A 26,988-nucleotide genomic window follows, 5' to 3' on the forward strand; every position below is an offset into this window, starting at 1 on the left:
TATTATAGGAAGTTTAAAATGAACAACGTATTCGAAATTATCAACCAAGCACGTCGTAAAAACAAACTGAAACGTGAATTGCAAGATAACCAAAAGAAAATCCGTGATAACCAAAAGCGTGTTGTACTATTAGAAAACATGCTTGATTATATTGACCCAAGTATGACTACTGCTGAAGTAATTACTATTGTTCAAAACATGAAAGGTGATTACGAAGATCGTGTTGACGACCACATCATTAAAAGTGCTGAGATCTCAAAATCTCGCCGTGACATCAGCCGTAAAATCCGTGATTTAACGGAAGCAGATAAAAAAGCAAATAAGTAATATTTTACTGAATTAATAAAAAATGGAGGCTAATGCCTCCATTTTTGTTTCATGCCTTCAGCTAAAGCTTCAGCGGTAACGTCTTCAACAGCCAGAAACATCGATTTGATCTCTCCCGTTGTACTCCTCATCGGATTTAATGTGACGTTTTGGTACATAAATTTTGTTTGTTGGGTAATTGGACGAACATTGCGACAATGAAAAAGGTACGGTTTTTGACGCCAAATGACAAAACTTCGAGAGCCAAGCTCAAACACTGGCTTAGATTTCGCTCTAAACCAAGCTTCGTTAATTTCAGGAAAAACATCAAAAAGAGACTTCCCCATCACATCATGCGATTGCTTACCGCTATGGTGTGTCATAAATCCATTCCACAAATGAACCGTAAACTCTCTGTCTACAACAATTAAACCGACATCAACATTTTGTACAATATCAACCATCCAATGAAATTGTTCAAACTCTGCAGGAATACCATTCATTTATTCATCATCCAGTAAATACGCTAATTTATTATCTAAAATCGGCAATGATTCATCTACAATCATCAGCAACATATCGCATTTTATATCAGTACCATCGATATTATAGCTAACTTCAAAAGACATTATTTTATTAAAGGTTCCTTTGGTTGATTCAACGACACTGTCTACCGATACATGCTGGCCAAGCAACACGGGAGCGCTTTGAAAAAATCGGACTTCCGCTTGCTCTCCAATCCCTTTAAGAAAAGCACCAACCAAAATATTAGAAACATCCATTAATAATTCAAGTTCTAAACTATCAGAATCGGTTTCTGGGTAGTCCATCAATTTCGTTAAATCGGACACACTAGAGTCACTTAATAAGACTAACGCCTCTCCAGCAATACCTTCACCGCTAAATCCTTGGCAAACCCCTGACATATGTTCGTTACTCGCTAAATGCCTTAGCGTCATTTGAAGCTCACTCATTTCAAATAAGTTTACATTAGGTAATGGCATATTAACGAATACATCAAAATGACGAGCTAATGAATCAGCAGCTCGACCTATTGCTACGTTGGCAACTTCTAAATAGACGTCACGACGTCGTAATTGAGCATTATTTACCTGAACAGGTACATAACTTTGCGGTCTTTCTGGTGTGATATGCAAAGACTTAAGCGTAGATAAAAGTGTTGCTTTATCTACTGGTTTTTTTATGAATGCTCTTGCACCTAATGCTAATACTTTCTCTTGAGCTTTAGGTTGTATGTCACCAGAGACAACGATAACTTGTGTTTTAATGTCTCGGGAATTAATTTCTTCAAGAGTCCCATAACCATCCAATTCAGGCATAGTAAGATCAAGAAAAAGAAGATCAAAAGAAGAGGATTCAAGTTGGTTGATTGCATCCCATCCATGCATTGCAAATTGAATATTTGCTCCCCACGATTGAGGAATAACTCGAGCTAATTGCTTTCGAGCTAATGCTGAATCATCACAAATCAGGATGGATATAGCCATCTGTGTTACCTTTTTAAATAAAACTATCAATACTATATCAATTATTAATAATCTTAGATACGGTACACTATAGGTAAATAAAAAAAGGAGCCCTAAGCTCCTTTTCTATTAATTCGATTTTTACTCAGTTACGCTGTTTTTACGTACTTTTTAAGTAATGGTACTGAAATTTTTGCGTCTCTAATTTTGAACCAAAGATAAGTGGCAACAATAGAGAAGAATAAATACGACACTACAAAAATGAATGGTGAGCTAATTAATTCAGCTTTCATTCCAATGACAACACCAGTTATAGTCACTGTCATTTTCGCAAATAGACCTAACACTAACATTAACATAGCAAGCTGTGGATATTTCGTCGTTCGAAATGCAAACCAATGACAACAGCCAACCGCTAATGTTGCGATGCTTAATCCTAAAATAAACGAATGAAAATGCTCGGCCGCGGCGACGCCACCAAGAGTTGATACTAAAAATATAAGTAATAATTTCATATAAACCTCAACAAACTAAACTGAGAGCATCCTTTCAATTATGGAATCTTTGTTTTCAACCTATTCTATCGCTTTTTATATCTAATTCAACTAGGTAAAAATTCATTTAATGTGAATTAATTGTTACCAATAATTATGGTGTTCAACTACTTAATACTAAGCATCAGATAAAAAAGAATACTTTTTTACATCTCACACAATATTTGTTACAAAATAGTTAAAGTCAACTATTTATTTTTTTAAAAAAGTTTTTACTTTTTTGATGATTTTATGAACTTAACCACTTTACAGGCATAAAAAAGCACTCTAGTGAGTGCTTTAGAAATTAAAGAGACAATTAAGCTTCAGAAGCAGCTACATAGTTCTCTAATTCATCAACTTGTACTGTTGTGATGTATTGACCATCTAGGTAGAAAGCAACGCTGTCTTCTACTTTCTCTCCGCGAAGTGTTTGCACTGTTCCATCTAATAATGCAACGTGCATTTCAAGAGTGTTTGCGTCGATTTGTTGGATAGTAGTACTTTCAACATTATTGTTTACTTGAAGTGGAGCAATTGGTGCTTTAGTCATCGAAGAATCAATTTTATCGTTAACTTTAAATACTGCACCGCCAACATCAGTATCAACGACTGCTGGGCTCTTTCCTGTAATGATGTTTTTACCAGTCCAAAATTCAATTGAGTTAAAAATGAAAAGGTCCGCAAACGCTGCTACACCGTATACTGGTGCAAGTAAGATGTATAAGCCTTCACGAGCATAACGGTTATCTACAGCTTTAAGGTTACCAAAAGCAACTAGCTTTGATACGCCCATTTGACCCATACAACCCGTAAGAGTTGTAATGCCTAACGCTACTGCCACTGCTACTTTAATTTTTTTAATGTTCATAATTTTCTCTAATTGTTTATTTATGTATTGTTTAACGCCGCGGATATTACCAAGTAACACATTGTAAAAATAGGTTAATATTCATGATTTCACATAAAAATGACATTGAGTCGTCAAAAAACTGGCGCCACCATATTTAAAATCTTATATTGCAAAAATGTGGTGTAATTTTCATACAGAGTATTCCAATGCATTCAGAGTACTGATAAACTCCGCGCAAATTTACGTGACTCATGTCATATATTTAAGAAACAAACCATACAATTAAAATTTTAGATTGTAATAAACTTTCAATTCACTGAGATAACGATGAAAAATATCGATAAAGCAATGCGCATCCTGCTTGCAGGCTTCTGTATTAACCTATGTTTGGGGATCCTTTACGCTTGGAGCGTATTTAACAAAGCTCTTGTTACTGATATGGGTTGGACCGCATCACAAGCATCGCAACCTTATGCTATCGCAACAATCACATTTTCACTTTGCCTTTTAGTTGCTGGTATTTTACAAGATCGTATGGGTCCACGCTTGATCCTTATCTTCGGTACTATCCTCGTTGGCTTAGGTATGATTTCATCAAGCTTTGTTGATACTGTGTTTATGCTAAACATTACTTTTGGTGTAATGACGGGCGCCGGCATTGGTTTTGGTTACGCATGTCTTGCTCCTTCTGCAATGAAATGGTTCCACCCTTCTAAGAAAGGTATGGTTAATGGATTAATTGCTGCCGGCTTTGGTCTTGCCGCAATTTATTTAGCGCCCGTAACTTCAGCGTTAATTTCTATGTACGGTATTCAAACTACATTCTTAGTTCTTGGTATCGCGATTCTGATTATTGCTACGCCATTAGCGACAACAATTACAAACCCACCAGAAGGTTACACTCCTGAGCTACCTAAGGTTAAAGCAGGTAAAGCACCGCTTTCAACTCGCCAGCCTCTTGATTTGAACTGGAAAGCAATGCTGAAAACACCGCAATTTTATTCTTTATGGATAATGTATGCATTTGCGGCTTCTGCTGGCTTAATGATCATCGGTAACATAACAACGATTGCCAGCATGCAAGCGAACTTACCAAATGCGGTTTACTTAGCGTCTATCCTTGCAGTATTTAACTCAGGCGGTCGTGTTGCTGCTGGTATGCTATCGGACAAAATTGGTGGTGTTAAAACCTTACTTATCGCTTTTGTTCTTCAAGGTATTAACATGGCTCTATTCAGTACATTCGACAGCGAAGTAATGCTTGTTGTTGGTACGGCAATTGCGGCGATTGGTTACGGTACATTGCTTGCTGTATTCCCATCACTAACGGCTGAATTCTACGGTCTGAAAAACTACGGTACAAACTATGGTGTTCTTTATACATCATGGGGTATTGGTGGTGCTATTGGTGCCGCTGTAGTTGGTTATTCAATGAGTCAAGGTGGCGATTACAACCTTGCTTATACAATCTCTGCCGCTATGGTGGGTGTTGCTATTGTATTAGCTATCGTGACGAAACCAATATCTGAAGAAAAAGCGCAGCAACTAAGCCCTGCTAACGTTTAATTTTTTCAATTAAATTAAAGCCCGTTTACTGTTCAGTAAGCGGGCTTTTTTATGTTTATTGAACCGATTTGAACTCAAATGAAAGGGAGTCGATACAAGTCACATTTATTGGCAACGTGAAAACAATATATGTCTAAATACGGTGTCAATTAGAAGGCGTTATAAATAGAAGAAGATTATAATTAGTTCGAGAATCGTGTATTCTTAATTTTGGTCATTGAAAAGTAAGTGCACAAAAGAGACACTGGCTTTTTTAGAAGGATATTTATTGTTGGATCAATTATTTACAGAATGCCTTGAGTCATTTAAATATGACTACAAAACGCTGTGTGAGCACCATTACCCTACTATTCACAATAGAGGAATGTCACCCGTTCACCTAAGTGCTGCATTTAACCGTAGATTATTGTCTGTTTTAAAAAAGAATGAGAATCCTGAAAATTCGCAATTGCATATTATTCAAGCAGAGGCGCACCGCTACATTTGTTCATTAGATACCAATAAAGGACATTCTGATAATAAAAAACTGTGGCTTTTGTATCCTCAATTTCTGAATGCAAAAACGGAGGCAAAATCTCAAATATCAGCCTCAATAGCATTTCTTTTTGAATCACACGAAATACAACAGTTAGACTATATCTGTATCATTTGCGATCATTGGTTTGATAGAACAACCAGCAGTAAAGAGTTGTACTATTGGTGGAAAGGCATATTACCAAAACAAGAAACAGATTATGAATCACAAGGCATTCATAATCTCATTTCAAAAACGACGTTAAACAGTACCTTAGAAAGCCGATTCAACCTCAGTTGCGTTAGTAATCATATAATCCACCCACTAGAATCGAATTCTCGTCAATGTGAATTATTAAAATACTTATTATGTACCGCGGTGTTTCAATTAAACCAAGATTAAGTACAGCCCTAGCCTAACGGATCTTCGCTGCTTTTTACATGTTCAAGATGAATCACACCTTTACAGCCAAGGTTTTCAAGCTGAGTCTTGCTAAGTTGAGTGCTTAAATAAAAGCCATAATGATAAATGCTGTCGCCTTTATTATTAGCAACCACTTTTCTATATACAATATCACCGACTAAATTCGGAAAAGAACGAATCCTCAGTTCACAACTGCCTTCTTGTAATTTTCTCTCACTTGTAAAGCCAAATCCTTTTTTAGATACATCCATTAACTTTACAGTAACAAAAGGCATTAATTTATGCGCCCAGAACACTTTAGCATTCACAGATTTCGGACATTCGAATCTAGGCCATCGGCGTTTAAGTAAAAATTCCACGTTTCACCTTACAGAAATTACGATCGGCCTATTCTCAACAAAAAAGCGAGACAATACAATAAAATTATCCACTTTTACATGTCCGTACGCCATAATATATCTTGGGTTATCTTTGTTTTACCACAAGGCATATACACGATAACTGTTACGCTTCAAAAACATACGATCCCATTATAAAACCTAACTTCTTTCATATTTATACAGATTAGGCTATAAGATGATAAAATGGCTTTAATGCAATGAGGTTCAACAACAGATTTAATTGATAAACCAATTAATACACTTCGGCTAATTCAATCGGATAATGACGTTCAAAAGCTAAAGAACGAGCTAATATTATCACCTCATTTTCATTTAATACCTTAAGAGAAGACGTCTTAGTGGTAAAGTTAAGCACCCTAGCAATCTCTTTTGCACATTCGATCCCTGAAGACGCTTTAACAATCTCAGCTCTGAAGTAACCATCTGCGGTATAAGAAATATTTGCTGCTCGTAACGTCACATCAGTACCAGGAATTTGTTGAGCTCCATATAACGGTTTTCCAGCTGATGTCGCGGTTTTAAATGAAGGGATAAATTGAGCAATATGCTTTATCGCTTTATCAGTTCGTTGCTGCTGAATCGAGAGATCCCAACCTTTTACAATTTTTTTAATTAATGCTTCTGATAATTTAGGCTGTGCGGACTCATTGCTTGATTGTGACAAACCATTTTTAAAAAGCGTAATATCTTCCGTCATACCATGCAATTGAATATATCCATTTGGATATGGCGTGAATTGAGCCATTCCCTGAGGTGTCCCTCTCTCACCATGAAATATAACTTCCGGCCACTTCCCGTAGTCTGATTGATTCCATTGAGTAACATAAGCGGCTTTAAACTCAACTAATCGATGAGTATGCTTTTGTACTAAATCATCAATAATCCCAGTTCTAAATCCAGCACTATTAATGACACAATCAAAACACTTATTTTTTTCTTTCCCAGATTCAGCGTAGTTAATCACCCATTGCTGGGCGTTTTTTTGAATATTATGAACATGTGAATTAAAATTAAGTACTGTATTTGACTTATTATTTAACGTGATCTCAGCGGTTGCTGCCATACGAAAAACACTAAGGCCATATTCTTGAACTAATACCACGGGATACTTTAGTTGATCTAAATCGACACTTTTTACGAAAGGAATTAACCAATCATCTAAACACGTAGGCGCTTCAGTTGGAGTCAACTGGGATATTAGCGTTAGCTGTTCACGGCTATAGATTTTGAAGTAATCAGAAGAAGGACCAAAGAATTCATTTTTAGGGTTGTCATCAATGAGTGTTTGATAAGCATTTTTTAACAGGATTAAACGCGGTAATAAATCAGAGGGTTCACCGCTGTCGGTTTTAGGCACTGCAATAATGGTTGGCCGTTTATTCATTGTATGAGGAAAATAGCGAACAGTATCGATAGATTCTTTTAATAACGTTAAACACTGTTCATCAGATATCTCACGATATAAGTTGCCTCCAGCATGCAAATGACAGATAGGAGGTCCGTTCACTAAACTAACGCCCTGTTCAAAGAGTTCAATATCAACATCGAACTGAGATAAGTACATCGCAATACTCGATCCGGCTATCCCACCACCAATAATGGCAATCTTCTTTTTAGAGTGTTTTTGTTCCATCTTTTTTATTAATCCAAGCCTAAATATGATTGACTTAGCTATTTTACTTCGCAGTACAAAAAAATAATAGTTTATCTAAAGAAAAAGCTTGATCAGGTGTTAATTTCTTTAATAATCATTAAGATAACTGGTTATACCTATAGTTACCCACAGAAATTGTGGATAAGTGTGGGTAATTTCATCCCCATAAGGTTAAATTGATAATACGCACAGTAACTCCAAGGATAAAAGTACTAATACCAAGTCGGTACCATTTATACTCTTGGGCGCTCATTTCTATACGTTTAACAAATAATGCACACGCACCACGCCAATCTGACGTTCGTTTTCCATATTGTGTGATCGATAAACATAAAAAGATGATCCCAGTGCCAATCAATAACAGTTCAATACTATTTAAAACCAATTCCATATTTACACTCCTTTGTTAATAGTAAGTATTTTATTGTTAGTAACTCAGGGATGTAAATTAGCCAAAGGTCTTAACTTGCTTCTTTGTTAATCATTACTCAACTTAAACAAATAAGTTTACTTAAAGAAGTACGTCTTCTTCACGGTATTTTGTTATACTGCTCACAACTTTATTTTATGATGTGAATGTAATGGAACAACTTGAAGCCAAGCTAAAAAAATTAGAAAAAAGAAATTACCGTAGTTACACTGCTATAAAGGGTAAATACGATTTTACAGACTTCACTTTGTACATCGATAATGTTCAATCTGACCCATACGCGCCGCCTTCTCGCCTTCGTGCAAAGCGTGCTTGGTCATTAACACACCTACAATGGTTACAAGAAACCTCTTTAGATTATCAACGTGCTGCAAGAGACTTCCTTGCTCGTCACTTTAGCCAGCTTCTTGAAAAAGACGCAACTCTATCTATTGCGCTATCAGGTCAAACGGTTTTAGACCATACATCGGTTGTTTTTGATGATGAAGGCATTGAACTTCGTTATAACATGAACTTGCCTGCTGATGGCCGTGAAATTTTAGCAAAGAGAGCCATTAACATTCTGACTTTCCACATGCCAAAATACGTTCGTAGAACACTTCTGGCTCGTGAACTTCCGATTGAAGAATTAAAAGAACATTGTAAAGTTATTGTCGATCAAGTTGCCCTTCGTCGTCAGCTTGCTGAACATAATTTAGTCGCGTTTGTTGCTAATGGCAGTATTTTACCTCGTATTGCGGGTAACAATGATCGCCCAATGAAAGAAGCCATTGCTTTTCAAAGCCCTGCATCTTTAGAAATTGAGTTATCTACACCAAACAAAGGCCTAATTAAAGGCATGGGGATCCCAAAAGGGATCACGCTTATTGTTGGTGGTGGTTTCCACGGTAAATCAACGTTACTTAATGCACTAGAGCGCTCTATTTATGATCACATCCCAGGAGATGGTCGTGAATATATCGTTACAGAAGAATCGACAACAAAAATTCAAGCAGAAGATGGACGCTGTGTTCATAGTTTGAACCTGTCTAACTACATTAACCATTTACCGATGGGTAAAGACACGACTTGTTTCTCAACTCAAGATGCATCAGGCTCAACATCTCAAGCCGCTTGGTTACAAGAGTCTCTAGAAGCTCAAGCTAAAACATTACTTATTGATGAAGATACGTCAGCAACTAACTTCATGATTCGTGATGAACGTATGCAAGCACTTGTAAGCAATGGTGCAGAACCTATTACGCCGTTAGTTGATCGCATCGGTCAACTTCGTGATGAATTAGGCGTTTCTACGATTTTAGTTATGGGCGGTTCTGGTGATTACCTTGATGTTGCCGATACTGTAATCCAAATGCATGATTACCAAGCCGTTGACGTAACAAAACAAGCGAAAGATGTTGTTTTAAGTCACCCGACAACAAGAAAGAAAGAAGGCTCTGAACATTTACTTCCTACGATGACACGCCAACTTAATCGTTCATCATTGCAGGCAATTCTGCAAGAAGGTAAATTCAGAATTCAAACCAAAAACAAAAACTCTTTACGTTTTGGTCGTGAACTTATTGATATTACAGCGATGTCTCAACTTCAATCATCAGCACAAGTACATGCTATTGGTTGGGTATGGTTCCAGTTATCGCAAGATCAAGGTTGGGAATTAAACCCAGTTGAGTTTATCGCTCAACAGCTGCATGACAATTGGCACGAAATCATGCCAAAACATGGTGATCTAGCGAAGCCACGAGTCATTGAAGTGATGGCCGTATTGAACAGAATGCGTGTTGCTGAGTTCAAATAGAACATGATTCAATAAAAAGCCTCCTTTACTGGGGGCTTTTTAGTATTTACCACTTCATTTTTTCATCATAACAAACAAAATCACTCTATAATCGCCCTTCTAATATTCATATCCCCTGTATAAAAGTGAATAATTACTTTTTTTTAATGAATACTATTCCACTTTTAAAAAAAACAGTGTAATCTCCACTTTACTGAATGAATACGGAAGTTTAGTGAATAATAATGCTAAGGATTAGCTTTTTATTAACTAGTAGTAATTTGAGAGATTTATGCAAAATTCAAGTGAGATTACCCCTATGAGCAAAAAGAAGAATCTTCTGATGTTCCTTATCCCATCATTAATTGGTCTGATCCTGTTTATGGCTCCGATCACTTATAATGGTTCTATTACCATCCCTGTTGCTGTTTTAGCAAAATCAATCCAGGTATTATTTGGTGAGCACCTAGTAGCAATCGTTACTGGTATCATTATGTTTATGTCTGTCATTACTATTTTAGCTAAAATAGTTAAACCTAAAGTTATCGCAAACAACGCATTTTTATTTGGCTTACTTAATCCAAGCCCACTTTGGTTTGTGGTACGCCTAGTTGGTGGTATTGCCGCTGCAATGGTTTACTTTCAATTTGGACCAGAAGTTATTTGGGAACCAAACACGGGTGGCTTAGTTCTTAACGATCTTCTTCCTGTTCTATTTTCTGTATTTATCTTTGCAGGCTTATTACTTCCTCTATTACTAAACTTTGGTTTATTAGAACTATTTGGCGCCCTACTTAGCAAAGTAATGCGCCCAGTATTTAACTTACCGGGTCGTTCAGCAATTGACTGTATGGCTTCATGGCTAGGTGATGGCTCTGTTGGTATCTTACTAACGAGCAAGCAGTACGAAGGTAAATTTTATACACAACGTGAAGCGGCCGTTGTCGGTACCACTTTCTCTGCAGTATCGATTACTTTTAGTTTAGTTGTGATTGCTCAAGTTGAACTAGAAAGCTACTTCTTACCATTTTACTTAACGGTTTGTTTAGCGGGTGTTGTTGCTGCAATCATCATTCCTCGTTTACCACCTCTTAGCTACAAGAAAGATTTGTTTATTGATGGTACTGAACGTGATGCCGATGCTGAAGTTATCCCTGAAGGTTACACAACTTTCTCTTGGGGTCTTGAGCAAGCAATGAAAAAAGCAGCAAAAGTCACTTCAATTAAGAGCGTATTTGGTGAAGGCGTTAAAAACGCAGTAGATATGGTCTTTGGTGTACTTCCTGTTGTAATGGCACTTGGTACCATTGCTTTAGTTATTGCTGAATACACATCTGTATTTACAACACTAGGCCAACCTTTTATTCCATTCTTAGAGTTACTTGGTGTTCCAGAAGCAGTTGAAGCCTCTCAAACGATTGTTGTTGGTTTTGCTGATATGTTTATTCCTTCAATCCTTGCTGCATCGATTGACAGTGAAATGACTCGTTTTGTTATTGCAGCAATGTCAGTAACACAATTAATCTACATGTCTGAAGTTGGTGCTCTACTACTTGGTAGTAAAATCCCAGTAAATATCTTTGAGTTATTTGCAATCTTCATTCTACGTACATTAATTACTTTACCCGTTATCGCAGGTATGGCTCACTTGATTTTCTAATCTTGTAGAATCACCAAATACAGGAAAGCCCTAAGTATGATGAACAATCTATTTAGGGCTTTTTATTGTATTCAATAAATAACAGCATTATCTATAGGCTCATATCAATCTGGGTATTCCCTTCTAATTGCAATAAACTGTTCTATTTCTTGCAAAAACATCTGACATAATCGAGGATCAAATTGCTTTCCGCATTCTTCATTAAATAAAGTAATGACCTTATCTAATGGCCAAGCGTCTTTGTAACATCGTTTACTCATTAACGCGTCAAACACATCGGTAATTGCAGTAATACGAGCAAAAATATGAATTTCTTCTCCTACAATTTGGTTTGGGTATCCCTTTCCATCCCAGTGTTCATGATGTTCTAATGCAATTCTAGCGGCAGAATGCATGATCTCACCATCACCAGACATTAATAATTTATACCCAATTTCAGTATGTGTTTCTACGACAATACGTTCAGCAGGGGTCAATTTACTTGGTTTATCTAAAATGGATTCCGATATCCCAATTTTTCCAACATCATGCATCGGACTAATAACTTCAAGTAGCCGGTATTCATTCTTTGGTAAACCATAAATTTTACCGAGTAAAGATGACATTTTCGCAACTCGACGAACATGATTCCCAGTTTCTCCAGAGCGAGTTTCAATCGCCTCTCCCAAGACTTCAATCATTTCTTTTTGAACGTTTAATGTTCTTTTTTGCAAGGCAAGAATATGGGACTTATTTTCACTTAATTCTTTTTTACGACGAATAGCAATTGATTGAGTAATAATTATCCCAAGCAACATAGCGATAAGTAACAATGTGACGGTAATGATATTTCGATTCTCATAAAAATAAGAATGGGGTTCGTTTACGATAACTGACGTATAAGGCAGTGTGCTTTTACTAATATTAAACTGGTTAATAACTTGGTTATCGAATACATACCCTTCCCAAGCCTTAGGGAAACCAGCAATCTGTTTATTAATCGTAAAGTTTAACTTTTTTGTAAGGCTTATTACCGACTGAACTCCCAATGCATAAGATCGATTAACGTAACCACCTAGTACACCATGTCCAAGGTAGTGCTCCCAAAATACGAAAATAGGGATTTGACTGTCTTGGGATAATTTAGAAGCAACTGTATTATAGTCGTAATAATGCCCATCACTTAACTCTGTATTATAGTGCGTTAGAAACGCGACTGAATCAGAACTCGCTTCAGATAATAACTTAGCGGCATCAGCTAAACTTTGATGACTCACAACCTTAATATTCAGGCCTTTAAATGCAACGGCTTCTTCAATAAAGCGTCGACGAATAAGCTGTGACGTTAAGCTATTATCACTTAATAAATAGACCGTTTTTAAATTAGGATAAAGTTTTTGAGCCAATTCTAGGTTTTTAGTAATGTGATCTTTTTCATAAAATACCGTGGTACGGTGCTCTATGGTCGATAAATTAACAGACAGGTTATTAATACCTACCGCAATGATAGGGATTGAAGGGAATAAATGGTCGCCATAGCGAATTAAAAAATTAAGCGCATTATCGTCTGACACAATGATCGCATCAAAATAGTGAGTATTATATTTACCGTTAAGGTAACTCTCGTACTGTGACGTATATTTACTGCCATCAATACGCTTTGAATCCATGTATTCTATAGATAAACGAATGTTTCGCTCAGAGGTTGCTGTCGCGTTCTTAATTCCCTCTTCTATTTTCTCAGTCCATTCATAAGAAGGACTGTAAGAATGAAGAACGAGGATATTGATTGGCTTTTTATTCAAATCATTCTGCGAGTGTGCTATCGCAGGATTGCACAAACACAAAATAATAGTGACTAGAAAATAAAGAGAACGGAACATATTATTTCTACGGAGCTCAACATAAGAAAACAATAACTAAGTTTATAGCTTCACACATGAAGTAAACTTAGACCCAGAAAGGCTAGATTGTTGTTCCATAACTGCGCTAATAAATCCGTTTTCATTAATGCTATCCCCATTAACCACAACATCAGAAACATACATTGTTCCATCAATGATTTGTGATATACAGGCTGCAACAGGTTTCATTCCATCTAAAGCAACAAATAATTGATACTCATCAGAAACATCGACTTGAGTCAAAAACTCGAGAACATCGTCGTAAGTATTTTCCCACTGACTTGCTACCGTCATTGCCCAGCGAATCGTCAATCGGTGTTCAGTTACTTGTAATACAGTAACCGTATCGCTAATTAATCCGGCATCCGGAGTAAAAGTAAGCTGCTCGGTTAGTGATTGAGATAAATAAACGTCTCTTCCTTTAATACTTTCTGGCGTAGGAAATTCCACGTCCACTTGACTGCTTAGCCAATCCATTTTATTTTTATAAAATGCTTCATTATTGATCATTTTGGAACCTACAAATAAAAAAGGATGGCTAAGCCATCCCTCTATCAATTAAAAATTCAAGAACGCAAAGCCTGTTTCATAAGCTTCTTGTTGATAACCTTTTAAACCAATTTCTTTCACGCGAACCATTTCAGGAAAACGTTTTAAGCTTGCTTTTTGATCAGCAGCAGAAAGCATTTCAACTTCAACTGTATCAATTAACTGAATAGCTGCTTCCAGTTTAAAACCAATAGCACCACCAGCAAACTTACCTTTCATTAAGCGTTCTTTGATTACCACAGTATCAACTTGGTAATCTTCCATCAATTTTTTAAACTTAAACTGAAAATCACGAATTGATTCAGCTTTTGATGGATCAGTAAAATCAAACTTAGATACTCGACAATCAGGCAAATCAATCATGCCATCTGATGAGTTGATTAAACAAATAATTGCTTCACTACCTTTTAGCTCAACGCCACATACTTTCATTATAGAATCCTAACAATATCTTGAACTTAACGATTATAGCTTAATTATAATAAATAGATACGTTGAATCTTATGTGATGACGCTTTATCTACCACCACAATTATAGACAATAGCGTTAGATCACTGACCCCAGATATTGCAAAAATCAGGCACGCACATTTTTGGTTGTGCTCCTGAGCTGCAACCACCTAATACTAATGCGATAATAATGGCCGCAAACATTTGTTTTTTCATGATAAATACTCACAAATTCATACTATAAAATAAACTCAAGTTCACTTTACAACATGTAATAAAAGAAAAATTGTTTTTTAATACAAAAGCACTTTTTTAGATTCCTATGCTAAAGTGTTCATATTGCTCAATTTAGGAATCTATTATGTTTAAGAAGGCCCTTCTGCTTGGTGTTATCACTTTAACACTTTCTGGTTGTGATAATAATGAAGTCGGTGATGTTTCTCTTGGTTTATTTACAACAAAAGACATCAAACTTAGCGTATTAACAGACCCTGAAATTCCAGGCGTTACCTGTCATATTGCAAACGTAGAAGCCGATCTTGATTTCGCAGACCCAAGTGACATGTCTATCTCTTGTCGCCAAACTGGAGAAATAACACCAGATATGATGGTTAATATTGACCGTTCTAAATCTGGTGAAGTCGTTTTCAAAAAATCAAAAAGTATCTTATTCAAAACATTAAAGATTCGTCGTATTTTTGATGAAAAATCACAAACCATCATGTATTTATCTTATTCAACAAAAGAAACGTCTGGCAGTTACAAACACAGTCTCTCAACGGTACCATTATGGGGAACGAAAGCTTACCAAGAACAGCCTATCGTACCCGTAGAATAAAATAGCTGGGTGAATTCCCCTTTTAATAAAGAGAATTCACCCACTGCGTTACCAATGCATTTTTAATACAGTAATTTCTACTCGACGGTTACATTTACGTCCTAGTGTGGTTTCGTTATCACACAAAGGTAAATATTCACCAAAACCACGAGAATAAAGCTGACTCGCATTAAGATTGTTATCAAGTAAATAACGACGCACTTCATTTGCGCGTTTTTCTGATAAATTCTGGTTTTTTATCGCGTTACCACTGATGTCAGTATGTCCATCTAAAACCAAAGCCAATTCAGGTTTTGTTGCCATTACCGAAATAAGTTGATTTAACAATGAGGTTGCTAGTGGTGTCAATGTGGCTTGTGCTGATGCAAAATGCACTTTTTCTTGAATCGTAATAACGAGTTGGTCATCACTCATTTCATGATACACGATCCCCATTTGAGTCAGTTGCTCTACAACCTTTCGCATATCATCATCTTTAAGCTCACCATTTGGCCCCGTAAGTGCAGAAGTCACTTCCTTACTATCCACAACATCAATCACCTTTTCTTGAGACTCAACATATGGATCTTCAAACGTAGGATATGGTGCATCTTCTTTCGTTTTTGGCGCCGTATCTAATAAGTTATTACTATAAGACGTACAGCCAACCAATAGAACGGAAAAACATAACGATAGAACTCTTAACATGGGTTACCTGAATAATATGGATTCTTAGATACCTTATCGACAAAACCAATAACATCTTTAGCTAAAATATAGGGATTTACATGAGTAATGTGAGCTTTGTTCCGTCTTATTGACTCAAAATAAACCAATTTATACCTTAATTTTCATTCATGCGATTAATAGAATTGACATTTTTTCTGGTCTGGTTACCATTTCTCTTTTATATGACGAGAAATCCCTATGTCTGAAGTTGAAAATACACAAAAAGAAGCAATTGATCTAGAAACGATCTCACCAGAACTTAAAAAAGTTATTGAGTTTGAAAGCGTTCCTGAAGAAATGTGGCACATGCTTGTTTCTGTACACGAAGTAGCTGAAATTGCGGTTCGTGAATCTTGGGATGGCATGCCAGTAAGTGCTCAACGCGTACTGGACAACTTTGAGCAATTTCACGCACTAGTTTCTTTAAGCCAAAGCTACGCTGGTTATGATTTCATGGCAGAATTCGAAACAATCGATTTGCCAGAAAACATGGATGATGATGCAAAAGCGGAATACCGCTCTCAACTGCTTGACCAAGTGTTACACAACTGTGTTAAAGACTTAACGAAGCAAATTAAGAAAGCACGTCGTGATCCAATCATGAAACGTGAACTAGCTGAAATCTTCAAAAAGTAATTATTGATAAGGATGGAGACTATCCATCCTTTTATTGAGGAATAATAATGGCTCGTACTGTTCGTTATACTTATAAATCAAAAACGAAAGAGATCCCTTTTTCGTTCCGTGAATTTCACGGTCCATTTGAAGCAGCAGCGGCGGCTGAAGGTATTGATATCTCTAAATTTGATACCATGCTAAAGCAAGTAGAAATGGCATCATGTGATGCAGGTGCAGTAAAAGATTTTCGTTACAGCTATTTTGCTAAATTAGGTTTTAGTAAAGTGAGTTTTGTAAAAGACGAAGAATAACGCCTCCATTATCGGATTTGCGTTAACCTGCCTAGCATTGATGGATGATATGACCATGTGTGATCAAACATCTCCATTAATGCTGGATTACCATATTTAGACAAGCATACCGCATGAAAACGATTTTGATGCTTCTTTAACTCCTCGACCATTCCATCAATGCGCTCAGAGTGCGTAGGTGCAATAAAGTCAGATAAAACGACTAAATCCGCATTCTTATATTTATCACCCCGCATAAGCTCTATAGACTGCTCTAATACGGGTTCAAGATCCGTTCCACCATGAAATTGATACGATAAAAAATCAGCAACTTCTTTCAGTCCGTCTTGTTTACTTAACTCATAAGTAATTTGTTGCGTAGAAAACAAAATAACATAGCAATCTCGTCCTTCCGCTAACGCTATCTGCATTAACCCATAAGCCAGTGCTTTTGCACATTGTTCAGGAAATCCGCTCATCGAGCCTGAGGCATCAACACAAACAACAAAAGGGCCTTTATCTACCATCACATCACCAGAAGCTCTCGATTGTGTGGTTATTTTCCGAAGCTTTCGATCCGCCCCTTCCATTCGATAATTCATTAACCGCTTATCAACGAGATGTTGATAAAAGATAACTTCTAATTCGGGATGAGATAAAAACAAAGTCTCGTTAGGAAGTAAACGACTTAAATCATCGCCTTCTTTTATTCCAACAATATCGTCGGTAACAAAATCACTTTTCTCTTCAATGACTTTAACTTCTTCAGCCATTCCTTGTGAAAGATTAGGATCCTGAACATCGTTGGCCATTCGACCAAGTTTAGAGGCGATGTCTTGCAATCCTTTATTCTTTTTCAAAAAACGCGCGTGTAGCTTCATGATATCAACATTGGATTTGGTTAACTTAGCCGAAGCCATGTCCCATAATTTTCCAATTTGAGTATCGTCACCTTCCGCAGTGACTGACTCCATTGTTTTTAACGTTTCTATCCGTTGATACAAATCAGCCAGTAGCTTTTCTTTGTCTTCTTTTAATTCGGTTATTTGTGCTTTTTTGATCGAGTCAGATAAACTTTGATACCACCGTTCGCAAAAGAATCGTGGAAACATAGGATTCATTAACCCTTTGTTATTATTTACTAACTCTTTTGCTTCTACGTAAAATGCAGAATGCCATCTCAACTTAGCGACGACATCATCAACATTCGTGTAAAACTCAGATTCACTCCAATAAATCACTTCTTGATATAAAGCGAGTTCATCTTGAATCCGTTCCGTTTCACACACTTTAGTCATCTTATGTTTAACACGACTACTCCACTTAAGAATGTGATTCTTAATGGTCGGTTTGATGTTGGGGTTTGATTTTGCTGCCGTCAAAAATTGTGGGCGTGACAATATCTCTGTTATGGATGAATCAATCATCCCAGATTCCGCAACCATCATCACCAAATTTAACGCATCAACACCTAACATAAATTTCCTTATACCTACGAATACACGTTAAGAGTAATAATCACTGAATTTCAACATACGACGACTCGCGTTTTCAAATTGAGTTTTACACCCTTCAATTCGCTGAGACAACAACTGTAAGCTGTTTTCAATCACTGATGGCAAACTCTCTTCTATGAAGTTATGAGGTAAAGCAGCATGGAATTGAGTACGGCTCATACGCAATTGATGATCCGCTTCGTTTAGTTTTTTCTTGTTCTCTTCAACTTGCTCTGCCCATTGAGTAAATTGAGCGTCTGTTGGATTATTATGACCAACCATACCAACGAGTACGGAACGATTTGCAATGTCTTTAATGACAAGACGAGAATCCGCATCCAATTCAAAGTGCAGCATGCACAAGCTTGGATTTTGGTTAACATAACCATAAACCTCGGCTTGCCCCTCCTTCATTTGTTTTGCTATATCATCAGGATTCACATACACCCAACGACTGTCGCCTTTTTCACCTTCAGATACAGACATATTAGACTGTAACATTACTAATTTAATTAATTGATGGGCATTGCCTACACTATAACGCTTACCTTTTGAAAAATTAAACTCGTAGCTCTCTTTCTTAATGAGACGATTTCCACCACTTTCAATATGTAATTCGATGCTTTGTTTCACCAATACCGCGGCTTCCATGTCCGCTATATCAGCTTGAATCATCTCAATATTCATTGATACGTCTTGTTGCTCAAAAGCTTTTTCTGACGCGAAACGTCGAATGGTTTCTCTGACTTCTTCGCGGTTTGCTGGAGTTGTCCACAAGCAATCTTGAAGCAATAACAAATCCATTGGATTAATTTCATTACGGCCACTAAAGAAAGCCGCTGCTTTAAGCAATTTTACTGATTTTTTCCAACGACGATCGGAAACATACAATCCATCACCAGATTGCAAATCAATCATATTCTTTAATTCAAACAGCTTTTCAAACACAGAATCGGTCAATGCCAATCCATCCAAGTCTTTTTGCCATTGATGATATTCAGCATCAGTCACAACAAGGCTAGGATCAATTTCAGTTTCCTGAATCGTGCCCGTCATTAACATGGATTTAAAGTTGTTTTTATTTTGAATGCGATTAACGAAAACACGAACCAGCATTCGGTCATATAGCGCATCTAAGCCACTGTCTTCGTCTGGTAATTCATTGGATGCAGATATCAGTAATCGCATGGGTACAGGAAGGATTTCATTGCCGTTTTTAAACGTTTTTTCATTCACTACGGTAAGCAGCGTGTTTAATATTGCTGGTCCCGCTTTCCAAATTTCATCGAGAAAAACCACTTGGGCATCAGGAAGGTAACCATCAGTTAAGCGCACGTATTTACCGTTGTCTTTCAATTCTTGGATAGACAACGGTCCAAAAACTTCTTCTGGTGTTGAAAAGCGCGTCATTAAATATTCAAAGTAACGACTGTTATCAAATGCTTTTATTAAACGTTTCGCAATTAAACTTTTTGCAATACCCGGAGGGCCAAGTAAGAAGACACTTTCACCAGAGAGCGCGGCAAGCAAACAGAGACGCATTGTATCTTCACGCTCATAGACGCCATCAGACAATGCCGTCGTCAGTTTTTGAATTCGCTCAGACAACAATGCGCGTTCTGCACTGGTTTTAATTGAGGTACCTTGCATTACATTCCCTTACATTTCAGATATCACATTTATCTTGAGTATAATGTAATTTCAATAGTGGTTATAGTTACATATTTACATAATTGTTTGATAAACAATCATTTTAACTACCTAATTAGTCGTATTTCCCAATTTATGACCTTTTTATTCGTTAATAATAATGCTTAACCGTTGTTATTTGATCATGGGAAGGATGTGAAAATGAGGTTTATTTTCGTTGAATCGAATTAACGATTATGACATTAAATTCCAATACGTGTATTTTTAGTGATGGATTGTTACATTTATAAACACTATTATAGCGTTGTTGAAATATATAATAATGGCAAGAAATCCTCTCTAGTAATAAATGGTAAGCAAGGAAGAAACATGATTGATTTTCGCTCTGACACTGTAACCCGCCCAACTCAAGCTATGCGTGATGCAATGGCTAATGCCCTTGTTGGTGATGACGTTTATGGTGATGATCCGACTGTAAATGAGTTAGAACAATGGACCGCAGAGCGTCATGGATTTGAAGCGGCATTATTTACCTCTTCAGGTACTCAAGCTAATTTGCTCGGCTTAATGGCGCATTGTGAACGTGGTGATGAGTATTTATGTGGGCAACAAGCGCATAACTACAAATACGAAGCTGGCGGAGCGGCTGTTTTAGGTTCAATCCAACCTCAACCGATTGAGAATAATCCAGACGGCTCGTTGTGTTTTACAAAACTAGCAGCCGCGATTAAAGCCGATGATTTTCATTTTGCTCGTACAAAATTGTTAAGTCTCGAAAATACAATTAATGGGAAAGTGTTGCCATTGTCTTATCTTGCTCAAGCTCGTGAGTTTGTTAATAAGCATAATTTAGCGCTTCACTTAGACGGCGCTCGTGTTTATAACGCAGCAACAGCACTTAATGTTGATATTAAAGAGATCGCACAGCATTTTGATAGCATGACTATCTGTTTATCAAAAGGGTTATCTGCACCCATTGGTTCTTTATTGTTAGGCCCGAAAGAGTATATCCAGAAAGCACGCCGCATTAGAAAAATGCTAGGTGGTGGCATGCGTCAAGCCGGTATCCTTGCCGCCGCAGGTAAATTGGCGTTAACTGAGCAAGTTCCTCAGTTAGCTATAGACCACAGCAACGCAAAATACCTTGCTGAACAATTGAATACCGTGGATGGTTTTTCTGTCAATGTTGAACATATTCAAACAAATATCGTATTTGCAAAATTAGACGCGAACGTTGATATACACCACATTGAACAAAAAGCTCAACAGCAAGATATCTTAATCTCTGCGGGTAACCCTATCCGTTTTGTGACACATAAAGACATTTCAAAAGATGATATCGATACGTTTATTGCCTTTTTAAACGCATAGCCCGTTATCGATAACAACAGTCTTAATACAAAAAAAGAGCATTCTAATGATGCTCTTTTTTGTTTATACCCACTAAACTTATTCGTTAAAATAAATAGAGCTAAGAATTACCCTTCAATCACTCTCATTAATAACGAGCCATCAAACATTGCCTGTTTCACTAAGGCTGCACCCGGCATCGTCGCTTGAGTGTAAAATCGACTTTCTTCTAATCGTGTATCTTTCGCGTATAAAGGAAGAACCTGATTCTGGATACAATCCATGATTGCTGGATATAAAATGTGTTTAGAAAGGTTAATTTCTCCACCAATCAATACAATTTCAGGATTAAATAAGTTCACCATAATGGCGACCGCTTCACCTAAACTGTGCCCAAGCTCAGTGATCACTTCTTTCGCCAAGATATCACCTTCGTTCGCGGCTAAACAAATATTCTCTATCGTGATCACTTTGTTTTTCAATGACGTCTGGTGTCCACTATTGATTAAGTTTTGAACTTGATCGCGCAATGCTTTTGCACTAGCAATGGTTTCTAAACACCCAGAGTTACCACAGTGACAACGTAACCCAAGTTTGTTAATTTGAATGTGCCCCATTTCACCGATATTACCGGTTCTCCCTTGCAGCACCTCCCCATTCATAATGATTCCAGCACCCACCCCATGATGAATAGAAACAAGAATCGAATTATCAAATTCTTGTGAATTACCAAAGAGTTTTTCAGCTAAGGCCCAACTTCTGGTGTCATTACCAACAAAAACAGGCAGACCTGTCGCTTCATAAATCTTAGGACCAAGAGGGAGATTATTCACATTATAATGTGGCATCTGAATCACTAGCCCTTGAGACGACACAATTAAACCAGGCAGTGAGATAGCAATGCTGGTAATTCGCCCAAGAATACGAGCATGCTTTTGGAAAAAACGTTCAATTTCAGTCAACAATTTGGCTAACAGTTCATCTTGCTCTATTTCTTTGATGTTCTGCTTTTCTTCAATGATTTGCTGACCGCCTAAGCTGTGCAAAGCAATGGTTAAATACCCACGGCCTAAACGAAGTGAAAGGAATTGCCACCCTTCATTATCAACTTTCAACCCAATCGCTGGACGACCGCGACTATTTCCTTCTTGTACCTGCGTTTCTTTGATAAGGTGTGCATCAAGCAGTTCACGCGTAATTTTAGTTATGCTTGCAGGCGCTAAATGACTCTCTTTTGAGAGCTCGATTCGAGAGATAGGGCCACGTTGGTCAATTAGTTTATAAACCCGTCCTGCATTTACTTGTTTTAAGTGATCAATCTGTCCGGGCTGTGCCACGTACATGGGTGTCTCCAGTAAAAAAATGTAGCAATAAATCATTTTTTTACTTTGCGAAGTAATTGTGAAGCTTAAGAGTTAACCTACGTGACTTTAATCACGAAGTTTATGAAATATTTACTGAAAATGCGACTTTAACCCGTATTTCATCCACCGAATTTTATAGTTTTTTATTTGAGTAAAATAATTATGTCATCCGCGTTATTTAAAATTAATGAGTTATTTGAAACCATTCAAGGTGAAGGCACTTTTACAGGTGTACCCTCTATTTTCTTACGTTTGCAAGGTTGCCCCGTGGGCTGCTCATGGTGTGATACCAAACAAACATGGGATGTGGAATTAAGCGATAAAACAGACCTAGCGACCATTCTAGCCAAAACTGAAGACGCACCAAGCTGGACTGAATTAACGGCGTTACAAATTATCGATATGTTAGTTCAACAAGGGTATACCGCAAAACACATGGTTATCACCGGTGGTGAACCTTGTATGTATGATCTCACCTCATTAACAGAAGAATTAGAAAAGAACGGTTACCGCTGCCAAATTGAAACCAGTGGCACCTATCCTATTCTTACTTCAGATAACACTTGGGTGACCGTGTCACCAAAAATAAACATGAAAGGTAAGCTTCCAGTATTAGACGAAGCCCTAATGCGCGCCAACGAAATCAAACACCCTGTAGGCACCACTAAAGACATAGAACAACTAGAAGCGCTATTGGATGGCGTTAATCTATTAACTGATGTAACGATTGCATTGCAACCGATTAGCCAGAAACCACGCGCTACCGAACTGTGTATTGAAACCTGTATTCAGAAAAACTGGCGACTTTCTATACAAACACACAAGTATTTAGCGATTGCGTGATAAAGTTTTACAATTTCCTTGTTTGAATCATGGAAATGTCATCATTCTCGATATATGTTTATCTAATAATGAAGTAAATACAATAACATCCTCTTGGAGATAATATGTCTAACAGACTACGTAGAACAAAAATCGTTTGTACTCTTGGCCCTGCAACTGACCGTGATAACAATCTTGAAAAAATCATTGTCGCTGGTGCAAACGTTGTTCGTATGAACTTTTCACACGGTAGCGCAGAAGACCACATCGAACGTGCAAAAAAAGTTCGTGAAATCGCAGCAAGACTAGGCACACACGTAGCAATCCTTGGTGACCTTCAAGGTCCTAAAATTCGCGTATCAACGTTTAAAGACGGTAAAATCCACTTAACTATTGGTGATAAATTCACCCTAGACAGCGATTTACCAAAAGGTGAAGGCAACCAAGAAAGCGTTGGCCTTGATTATAAAGAATTACCACGTGACGTTGTAGCAGGAGACGTTCTGCTTCTTGATGACGGTCGTGTTCAATTAAAAGTTACCGCCGTTGAAGGCAATAAAGTTCACACTGAAGTAACGGTTGCGGGTCCTTTATCAAACAATAAAGGCATCAACAAACAAGGCGGCGGTCTTTCAGCTGAAGCACTAACAGATAAAGACAAAGCAGACATCATCACAGCTGCTGCAATGAAAGTAGATTACCTAGCCGTTTCTTTCCCACGTAATGGCGAAGACATGAACTACGCTCGCCGTTTAGCGCGTGACGCAGGCCTTGAAGCGAAATTAGTCGCTAAAGTAGAACGTGCAGAAACAGTAGCAACAGAAGAAGCAATGGATGACATCATCATGGCTTCTGACGTTGTTATGGTTGCTCGTGGTGACCTAGGTGTTGAGATTGGCGATCCTGAATTAGTCGGCGTTCAAAAACAACTGATCCGTCGTGCTCGTAGCCTTAACCGTACGGTTATCACAGCAACACAAATGATGGAATCAATGATCACAAGCCCAATGCCAACTCGTGCTGAAGTGATGGACGTTGCTAACGCCGTACTTGATGGCTCGGATGCGGTAATGCTTTCTGCTGAAACAGCGGCTGGTGACTTCCCTGTTGAAACCGTAACTTCAATGGCAAGTGTTTGTATTGGTGCTGAAAAAGTACCAACAGTGAACGTATCTAACCACCGTTTAGACCGTCGTTTCACTACGCCAGAAGAAACGATTGCAATGTCTACTATGTATGCAGCAAACCACATGGAAGGCATCACTGCGATGATTACGCTGACTGAGTCTGGTCGTACACCATTAATGATGTCTCGTCTAAGCTCTGGTTTACCAATCTTCGCATTATCACGTAACGAAAGCACACTGAACCGTGCAACACTTTACCGTGGTGTTACGCCAGTGTTCTTTGATGAAAGTGCAGATTCTGGCTTACCATCAACACACGCCGCTATCAATGCACTAAAAGACAAAGGTCTATTAGTAAAAGGCGACCAAGTTATTATCACTCAAGGTGATGTAATGGACATCGTAGGCTCAACTAACTGTATGCGTATCATTACTGTTGAGTAATAAAACACGCTAAATTAAGTTATTAAAAAGCCCAGAGAGTCGTGATGACTCTCTGGGCTTTATTTTTACGCACAATTCAGTGCTTGCCGCTTATCATTTAAATTACTTTTGGATTAATACAACGCGGCATTCATACGGACGCAGTATTCCACTCTCTTGCGGTGGTGTATATTCGACATCACCGTAGTTAGCTAAAATGTATTCCGATTGCTTCCCTGTTAAATCTAAAGTAACAGGAACGTCATTACCGTAAAAATTATGTACCGCAATCAAACGATGCGTCGTATTTTCACGCTGGTAACAAAATAGAGATTCATGCTCAGGCATAAGATCGCGATAATCCCCAGTAGTAATGACATCAATACGCTTACGCAACTGAATCAATTTCTGATAAAAGTAAAACACGGAGCTTGAATCACTGACTGCTTTTTCTGCATTTATACTCTTATAGTTAGTCGCAATCGACAACCACGGTTTTCCTTGAGTAAACCCAGCATTTTCCAAATCATTCCATTGCATTGGGGTACGGGAATTATCTCGTGATTTCTGGTCTAAAATCTCAAGCATCTCATCGTCTGAAACTGACTTATCTTGGTTCACCATGATGTTGTACATATTGGTACTTTCAAGATCACGATATTCATCAATAGAAGTGTAGTGTGGGTTGGTCATCCCAATCTCTTCACCTTGATATATATACGGTGTTCCTTGCATCATGTGTATTGAGGAAGCAAGCATCTTGGCTGATAATTCACGATACTCACCATCGTTACCTAAACGACTAACTATTCTTGGTTGGTCGTGATTACACCAGAACAATGCGCCCCAACCTTTACCATTCAAACCTGTTTGCCAATGATTAAAGATGGATTTCAATGATAAGAAATCAAACGGGAATTTCGTCCATTTATCGCCATTTTTATAATCGGCTTTAAGATGATGGAAGTTAAACACCATCGACAGCTCTTTGCCTTCTTTCGCTGAATATTGTTGGCAATGCTCTAATGTGGTCGATGACATTTCACCAACCGTAACAGAACCATACTTTTGAAAAACAGCGTCACTTATCTCTTGTAAATATTGATGTACCTTAGGGCCATCAGTATAAAATCGGCGGCCATCTCCCACATCGTCATTCAGAAATTCTTGTTGTTTTGAAATCAAATTAATGACATCTAAACGGAATCCATCAATGCCTTTTTCTGCCCAAAAGCTAATAATATTTTTCACTTCTTGACGAACCTTTGGATTCTCCCAATTTAAATCCGCTTGTTCTTTAGCAAAAAGATGCAAATAATACTGTCCAGAGGACTCATCTAACGCCCACGCATTACCACCAAATTTAGACTGCCAATTCGTTGGTTCTTTACCATCAACGGGATCTTTCCAAATATAATAATCTCGATATTCGCTGTCTTTATTTCCCAATGCCGATTGAAACCAATGATGTGTTGTCGATGTATGATTAACAACGATATCCATAATAATACGTATGCCACGAGACTTTGCTTGTTCAAGCAATTCATCCAGATCATCCATCGTTCCAAAATCAGTATTAATGGAATAATAATCTGAAATATCATAGCCATTATCAACCATTGGCGATTGATAGACCGGCGTCAACCATATCGCATCAATTCCCAGTTTTTGTAAATAATCCAGTTTTGAAATGATCCCTTGGATATCTCCGGTACCTTTATCGGTACTATCACAAAAGCTTTTTGGGTAAATTTGATAAACGGTCGCTGTGCGCCACCACTCTGTATTTGTCATTCTATGTTCTCTAAACCACTAA

Annotated in this window: 26 protein-coding genes; 11 read left to right on the forward strand and 15 right to left on the reverse strand. The window is 37.7% G+C overall.

Annotation, left to right across the window (positions count from 1 at the left end):
* The first annotated feature begins 18 nt into the window (after positions 1 to 18).
* Positions 19 to 327, forward strand: a complete 309-nt coding sequence (locus A6E04_RS20090) for a DUF496 family protein (protein ID WP_012551925.1) — start codon at positions 19 to 21, stop codon at positions 325 to 327.
* 29 nt (positions 328 to 356) lie between these two features.
* On the opposite strand, the gene A6E04_RS20095 is transcribed toward A6E04_RS20090, so the two are convergent.
* From A6E04_RS20095 to A6E04_RS20110, 4 genes are all read right to left on the reverse strand, one after another.
* The gene (locus A6E04_RS20095) at positions 357 to 809 is read right to left on the reverse strand and encodes a PAS domain-containing protein (protein WP_065612221.1); all 453 of its coding nucleotides are present in this window, start codon (positions 807 to 809) and stop codon (positions 357 to 359) included.
* Positions 810 to 1,814, reverse strand: coding sequence for a response regulator (locus A6E04_RS20100; protein WP_026025598.1), 1,005 nt, complete (start codon positions 1,812 to 1,814; stop codon positions 810 to 812). It lies immediately after the preceding gene.
* Between the two features lie 128 nt (positions 1,815 to 1,942).
* Positions 1,943 to 2,308, reverse strand: a complete 366-nt coding sequence (locus A6E04_RS20105; protein ID WP_065612222.1) for an NADH:ubiquinone oxidoreductase — start codon at positions 2,306 to 2,308, stop codon at positions 1,943 to 1,945.
* A 337-nt stretch (positions 2,309 to 2,645) separates the two neighbouring features.
* Positions 2,646 to 3,197: a DUF3332 domain-containing protein gene (locus A6E04_RS20110; RefSeq protein ID WP_012551921.1), complete on the reverse strand. Its 552-nt coding sequence runs from the start codon at positions 3,195 to 3,197 to the stop codon at positions 2,646 to 2,648.
* 309 nt (positions 3,198 to 3,506) lie between these two features.
* Here A6E04_RS20110 and A6E04_RS20115 point away from each other — a divergent pair, with 309 nt between their 5' ends.
* Both A6E04_RS20115 and A6E04_RS20120 read left to right on the forward strand, forming a co-directional pair.
* Positions 3,507 to 4,745 (forward strand): L-lactate MFS transporter, encoded by a 1,239-nt coding sequence (locus tag A6E04_RS20115; protein WP_017023253.1) that lies wholly within the window; start codon positions 3,507 to 3,509, stop codon positions 4,743 to 4,745.
* A 271-nt stretch (positions 4,746 to 5,016) separates the two neighbouring features.
* The gene (locus tag A6E04_RS20120) at positions 5,017 to 5,661 is read left to right on the forward strand and encodes a hypothetical protein (protein WP_023603921.1); all 645 of its coding nucleotides are present in this window, start codon (positions 5,017 to 5,019) and stop codon (positions 5,659 to 5,661) included.
* An 8-nt stretch (positions 5,662 to 5,669) separates the two neighbouring features.
* On the opposite strand, the gene A6E04_RS20125 is transcribed toward A6E04_RS20120, so the two are convergent.
* The 3 genes from A6E04_RS20125 to A6E04_RS20135 form a co-directional block, all read right to left on the reverse strand.
* Positions 5,670 to 6,041, reverse strand: a complete 372-nt coding sequence (locus tag A6E04_RS20125) for a PilZ domain-containing protein (RefSeq protein ID WP_012551918.1) — start codon at positions 6,039 to 6,041, stop codon at positions 5,670 to 5,672.
* A gap of 274 nt (positions 6,042 to 6,315) precedes the next feature.
* Positions 6,316 to 7,716: an NAD(P)-binding protein gene (locus A6E04_RS20130; RefSeq protein WP_023603920.1), complete on the reverse strand. Its 1,401-nt coding sequence runs from the start codon at positions 7,714 to 7,716 to the stop codon at positions 6,316 to 6,318.
* Positions 7,717 to 7,894: 178 nt separating this feature from the next.
* Positions 7,895 to 8,128, reverse strand: coding sequence for a hypothetical protein (locus A6E04_RS20135; RefSeq protein WP_017023256.1), 234 nt, complete (start codon positions 8,126 to 8,128; stop codon positions 7,895 to 7,897).
* Positions 8,129 to 8,318: 190 nt separating this feature from the next.
* Between A6E04_RS20135 and A6E04_RS20140 the strand changes: the two genes are divergently transcribed.
* Positions 8,319 to 9,965 carry an ABC-ATPase domain-containing protein gene (locus tag A6E04_RS20140; protein WP_012551915.1) on the forward strand — a complete coding sequence of 549 codons (1,647 nt, stop codon included), beginning with the start codon at positions 8,319 to 8,321 and terminating at the stop codon, positions 9,963 to 9,965.
* Positions 9,966 to 10,236: 271 nt separating this feature from the next.
* Positions 10,237 to 11,604 (forward strand): YjiH family protein, encoded by a 1,368-nt coding sequence (locus tag A6E04_RS20145; protein WP_017023257.1) that lies wholly within the window; start codon positions 10,237 to 10,239, stop codon positions 11,602 to 11,604.
* A gap of 104 nt (positions 11,605 to 11,708) precedes the next feature.
* On the opposite strand, the gene A6E04_RS20150 is transcribed toward A6E04_RS20145, so the two are convergent.
* From A6E04_RS20150 to A6E04_RS20160, 3 genes are read right to left on the reverse strand one after another with little or no spacing between them, the layout of a single operon-like run.
* A complete protein-coding gene (locus tag A6E04_RS20150) occupies positions 11,709 to 13,466 on the reverse strand; it encodes an HD domain-containing phosphohydrolase (protein ID WP_244886301.1) in 1,758 nt (585 codons plus the stop codon).
* Positions 13,467 to 13,508: 42 nt separating this feature from the next.
* Positions 13,509 to 13,997: a hypothetical protein gene (locus A6E04_RS20155; RefSeq protein ID WP_012551912.1), complete on the reverse strand. Its 489-nt coding sequence runs from the start codon at positions 13,995 to 13,997 to the stop codon at positions 13,509 to 13,511.
* A 48-nt stretch (positions 13,998 to 14,045) separates the two neighbouring features.
* A complete protein-coding gene (locus A6E04_RS20160) occupies positions 14,046 to 14,468 on the reverse strand; it encodes a DUF3010 family protein (RefSeq protein WP_012551911.1) in 423 nt (140 codons plus the stop codon).
* A gap of 379 nt (positions 14,469 to 14,847) precedes the next feature.
* Here A6E04_RS20160 and A6E04_RS20165 point away from each other — a divergent pair, with 379 nt between their 5' ends.
* Entirely contained in the window at positions 14,848 to 15,324 is a 477-nt protein-coding gene (locus A6E04_RS20165) for a CreA family protein (RefSeq protein WP_012551910.1), read from the forward strand.
* 48 nt (positions 15,325 to 15,372) lie between these two features.
* Here A6E04_RS20165 and A6E04_RS20170 read toward each other — a convergent pair whose 3' ends face one another.
* Positions 15,373 to 16,011 (reverse strand): OmpA family protein, encoded by a 639-nt coding sequence (locus tag A6E04_RS20170; RefSeq protein WP_065612224.1) that lies wholly within the window; start codon positions 16,009 to 16,011, stop codon positions 15,373 to 15,375.
* 219 nt (positions 16,012 to 16,230) lie between these two features.
* Between A6E04_RS20170 and A6E04_RS20175 the strand changes: the two genes are divergently transcribed.
* The gene (locus tag A6E04_RS20175) at positions 16,231 to 16,668 is read left to right on the forward strand and encodes a DUF3069 domain-containing protein (protein ID WP_012551908.1); all 438 of its coding nucleotides are present in this window, start codon (positions 16,231 to 16,233) and stop codon (positions 16,666 to 16,668) included.
* A gap of 47 nt (positions 16,669 to 16,715) precedes the next feature.
* On the forward strand, positions 16,716 to 16,961 hold the full coding sequence (locus A6E04_RS20180; RefSeq protein WP_012551907.1) for a DUF2960 domain-containing protein: 246 nt from the start codon (positions 16,716 to 16,718) through the stop codon (positions 16,959 to 16,961).
* Positions 16,962 to 16,969: 8 nt separating this feature from the next.
* Here A6E04_RS20180 and viaA read toward each other — a convergent pair whose 3' ends face one another.
* Positions 16,970 to 18,418, reverse strand: a complete 1,449-nt coding sequence (gene viaA / locus A6E04_RS20185) for an ATPase RavA stimulator ViaA (protein ID WP_023603912.1) — start codon at positions 18,416 to 18,418, stop codon at positions 16,970 to 16,972.
* 27 nt (positions 18,419 to 18,445) lie between these two features.
* On the reverse strand, positions 18,446 to 20,086 hold the full coding sequence (locus tag A6E04_RS20190; protein ID WP_023603911.1) for an ATPase RavA domain-containing protein: 1,641 nt from the start codon (positions 20,084 to 20,086) through the stop codon (positions 18,446 to 18,448).
* Between the two features lie 372 nt (positions 20,087 to 20,458).
* On the opposite strand from A6E04_RS20190, the gene ltaE reads away from it, so the two are divergent.
* A complete protein-coding gene (gene ltaE, locus A6E04_RS20195; RefSeq protein ID WP_023603910.1) occupies positions 20,459 to 21,457 on the forward strand; it encodes a low-specificity L-threonine aldolase in 999 nt (332 codons plus the stop codon).
* A gap of 107 nt (positions 21,458 to 21,564) precedes the next feature.
* Here ltaE and mlc read toward each other — a convergent pair whose 3' ends face one another.
* Positions 21,565 to 22,779, reverse strand: a complete 1,215-nt coding sequence (gene mlc / locus A6E04_RS20200; protein ID WP_065612225.1) for a sugar metabolism global transcriptional regulator Mlc — start codon at positions 22,777 to 22,779, stop codon at positions 21,565 to 21,567.
* Between the two features lie 183 nt (positions 22,780 to 22,962).
* On the opposite strand from mlc, the gene queE reads away from it, so the two are divergent.
* Positions 22,963 to 23,643 carry a 7-carboxy-7-deazaguanine synthase QueE gene (gene queE / locus A6E04_RS20205; RefSeq protein WP_065612226.1) on the forward strand — a complete coding sequence of 227 codons (681 nt, stop codon included), beginning with the start codon at positions 22,963 to 22,965 and terminating at the stop codon, positions 23,641 to 23,643.
* 104 nt (positions 23,644 to 23,747) lie between these two features.
* On the forward strand, positions 23,748 to 25,193 hold the full coding sequence (gene pyk, locus A6E04_RS20210) for a pyruvate kinase (protein WP_023603908.1): 1,446 nt from the start codon (positions 23,748 to 23,750) through the stop codon (positions 25,191 to 25,193).
* Between the two features lie 102 nt (positions 25,194 to 25,295).
* Here the strand turns inward: pyk and treC are convergent, their stop codons facing one another.
* A complete protein-coding gene (gene treC, locus A6E04_RS20215; RefSeq protein ID WP_065612227.1) occupies positions 25,296 to 26,966 on the reverse strand; it encodes an alpha,alpha-phosphotrehalase in 1,671 nt (556 codons plus the stop codon).
* Positions 26,967 to 26,988 lie beyond the last annotated feature (22 nt).

Origin of the sequence: Aliivibrio logei (assembly GCF_001691055.1) — a bacterium.
GTDB classification, from domain to species: Bacteria; Pseudomonadota; Gammaproteobacteria; order Enterobacterales; family Vibrionaceae; genus Aliivibrio; species Aliivibrio salmonicida.

Coding starts and splice junctions, on each gene's coding strand:
- A6E04_RS20110 (WP_012551921.1), bottom strand. CDS start 3,197: ATGAACATTAAAAAAATTAAAGTAGCAGTGGCAGTAGCGTTAGGCATT.
- A6E04_RS20150 (WP_244886301.1), bottom strand. CDS start 13,466: ATGTTCCGTTCTCTTTATTTTCTAGTCACTATTATTTTGTGTTTGTGC.
- A6E04_RS20190 (WP_023603911.1), bottom strand. CDS start 20,086: ATGCAAGGTACCTCAATTAAAACCAGTGCAGAACGCGCATTGTTGTCT.
- A6E04_RS20090 (WP_012551925.1), top strand. CDS start 19: ATGAACAACGTATTCGAAATTATCAACCAAGCACGTCGTAAAAACAAA.
- A6E04_RS20155 (WP_012551912.1), bottom strand. CDS start 13,997: ATGATCAATAATGAAGCATTTTATAAAAATAAAATGGATTGGCTAAGC.
- A6E04_RS20135 (WP_017023256.1), bottom strand. CDS start 8,128: ATGGAATTGGTTTTAAATAGTATTGAACTGTTATTGATTGGCACTGGG.
- A6E04_RS20130 (WP_023603920.1), bottom strand. CDS start 7,716: ATGGAACAAAAACACTCTAAAAAGAAGATTGCCATTATTGGTGGTGGG.
- A6E04_RS20165 (WP_012551910.1), top strand. CDS start 14,848: ATGTTTAAGAAGGCCCTTCTGCTTGGTGTTATCACTTTAACACTTTCT.
- treC (WP_065612227.1), bottom strand. CDS start 26,966: ATGACAAATACAGAGTGGTGGCGCACAGCGACCGTTTATCAAATTTAC.
- A6E04_RS20140 (WP_012551915.1), top strand. CDS start 8,319: ATGGAACAACTTGAAGCCAAGCTAAAAAAATTAGAAAAAAGAAATTAC.
- mlc (WP_065612225.1), bottom strand. CDS start 22,779: ATGTACGTGGCACAGCCCGGACAGATTGATCACTTAAAACAAGTAAAT.
- A6E04_RS20160 (WP_012551911.1), bottom strand. CDS start 14,468: ATGAAAGTATGTGGCGTTGAGCTAAAAGGTAGTGAAGCAATTATTTGT.
- queE (WP_065612226.1), top strand. CDS start 22,963: ATGTCATCCGCGTTATTTAAAATTAATGAGTTATTTGAAACCATTCAA.
- A6E04_RS20145 (WP_017023257.1), top strand. CDS start 10,237: ATGCAAAATTCAAGTGAGATTACCCCTATGAGCAAAAAGAAGAATCTT.
- A6E04_RS20180 (WP_012551907.1), top strand. CDS start 16,716: ATGGCTCGTACTGTTCGTTATACTTATAAATCAAAAACGAAAGAGATC.
- pyk (WP_023603908.1), top strand. CDS start 23,748: ATGTCTAACAGACTACGTAGAACAAAAATCGTTTGTACTCTTGGCCCT.
- A6E04_RS20170 (WP_065612224.1), bottom strand. CDS start 16,011: ATGTTAAGAGTTCTATCGTTATGTTTTTCCGTTCTATTGGTTGGCTGT.
- A6E04_RS20175 (WP_012551908.1), top strand. CDS start 16,231: ATGTCTGAAGTTGAAAATACACAAAAAGAAGCAATTGATCTAGAAACG.
- A6E04_RS20095 (WP_065612221.1), bottom strand. CDS start 809: ATGAATGGTATTCCTGCAGAGTTTGAACAATTTCATTGGATGGTTGAT.
- viaA (WP_023603912.1), bottom strand. CDS start 18,418: ATGTTAGGTGTTGATGCGTTAAATTTGGTGATGATGGTTGCGGAATCT.
- A6E04_RS20115 (WP_017023253.1), top strand. CDS start 3,507: ATGAAAAATATCGATAAAGCAATGCGCATCCTGCTTGCAGGCTTCTGT.
- A6E04_RS20105 (WP_065612222.1), bottom strand. CDS start 2,308: ATGAAATTATTACTTATATTTTTAGTATCAACTCTTGGTGGCGTCGCC.
- A6E04_RS20100 (WP_026025598.1), bottom strand. CDS start 1,814: ATGGCTATATCCATCCTGATTTGTGATGATTCAGCATTAGCTCGAAAG.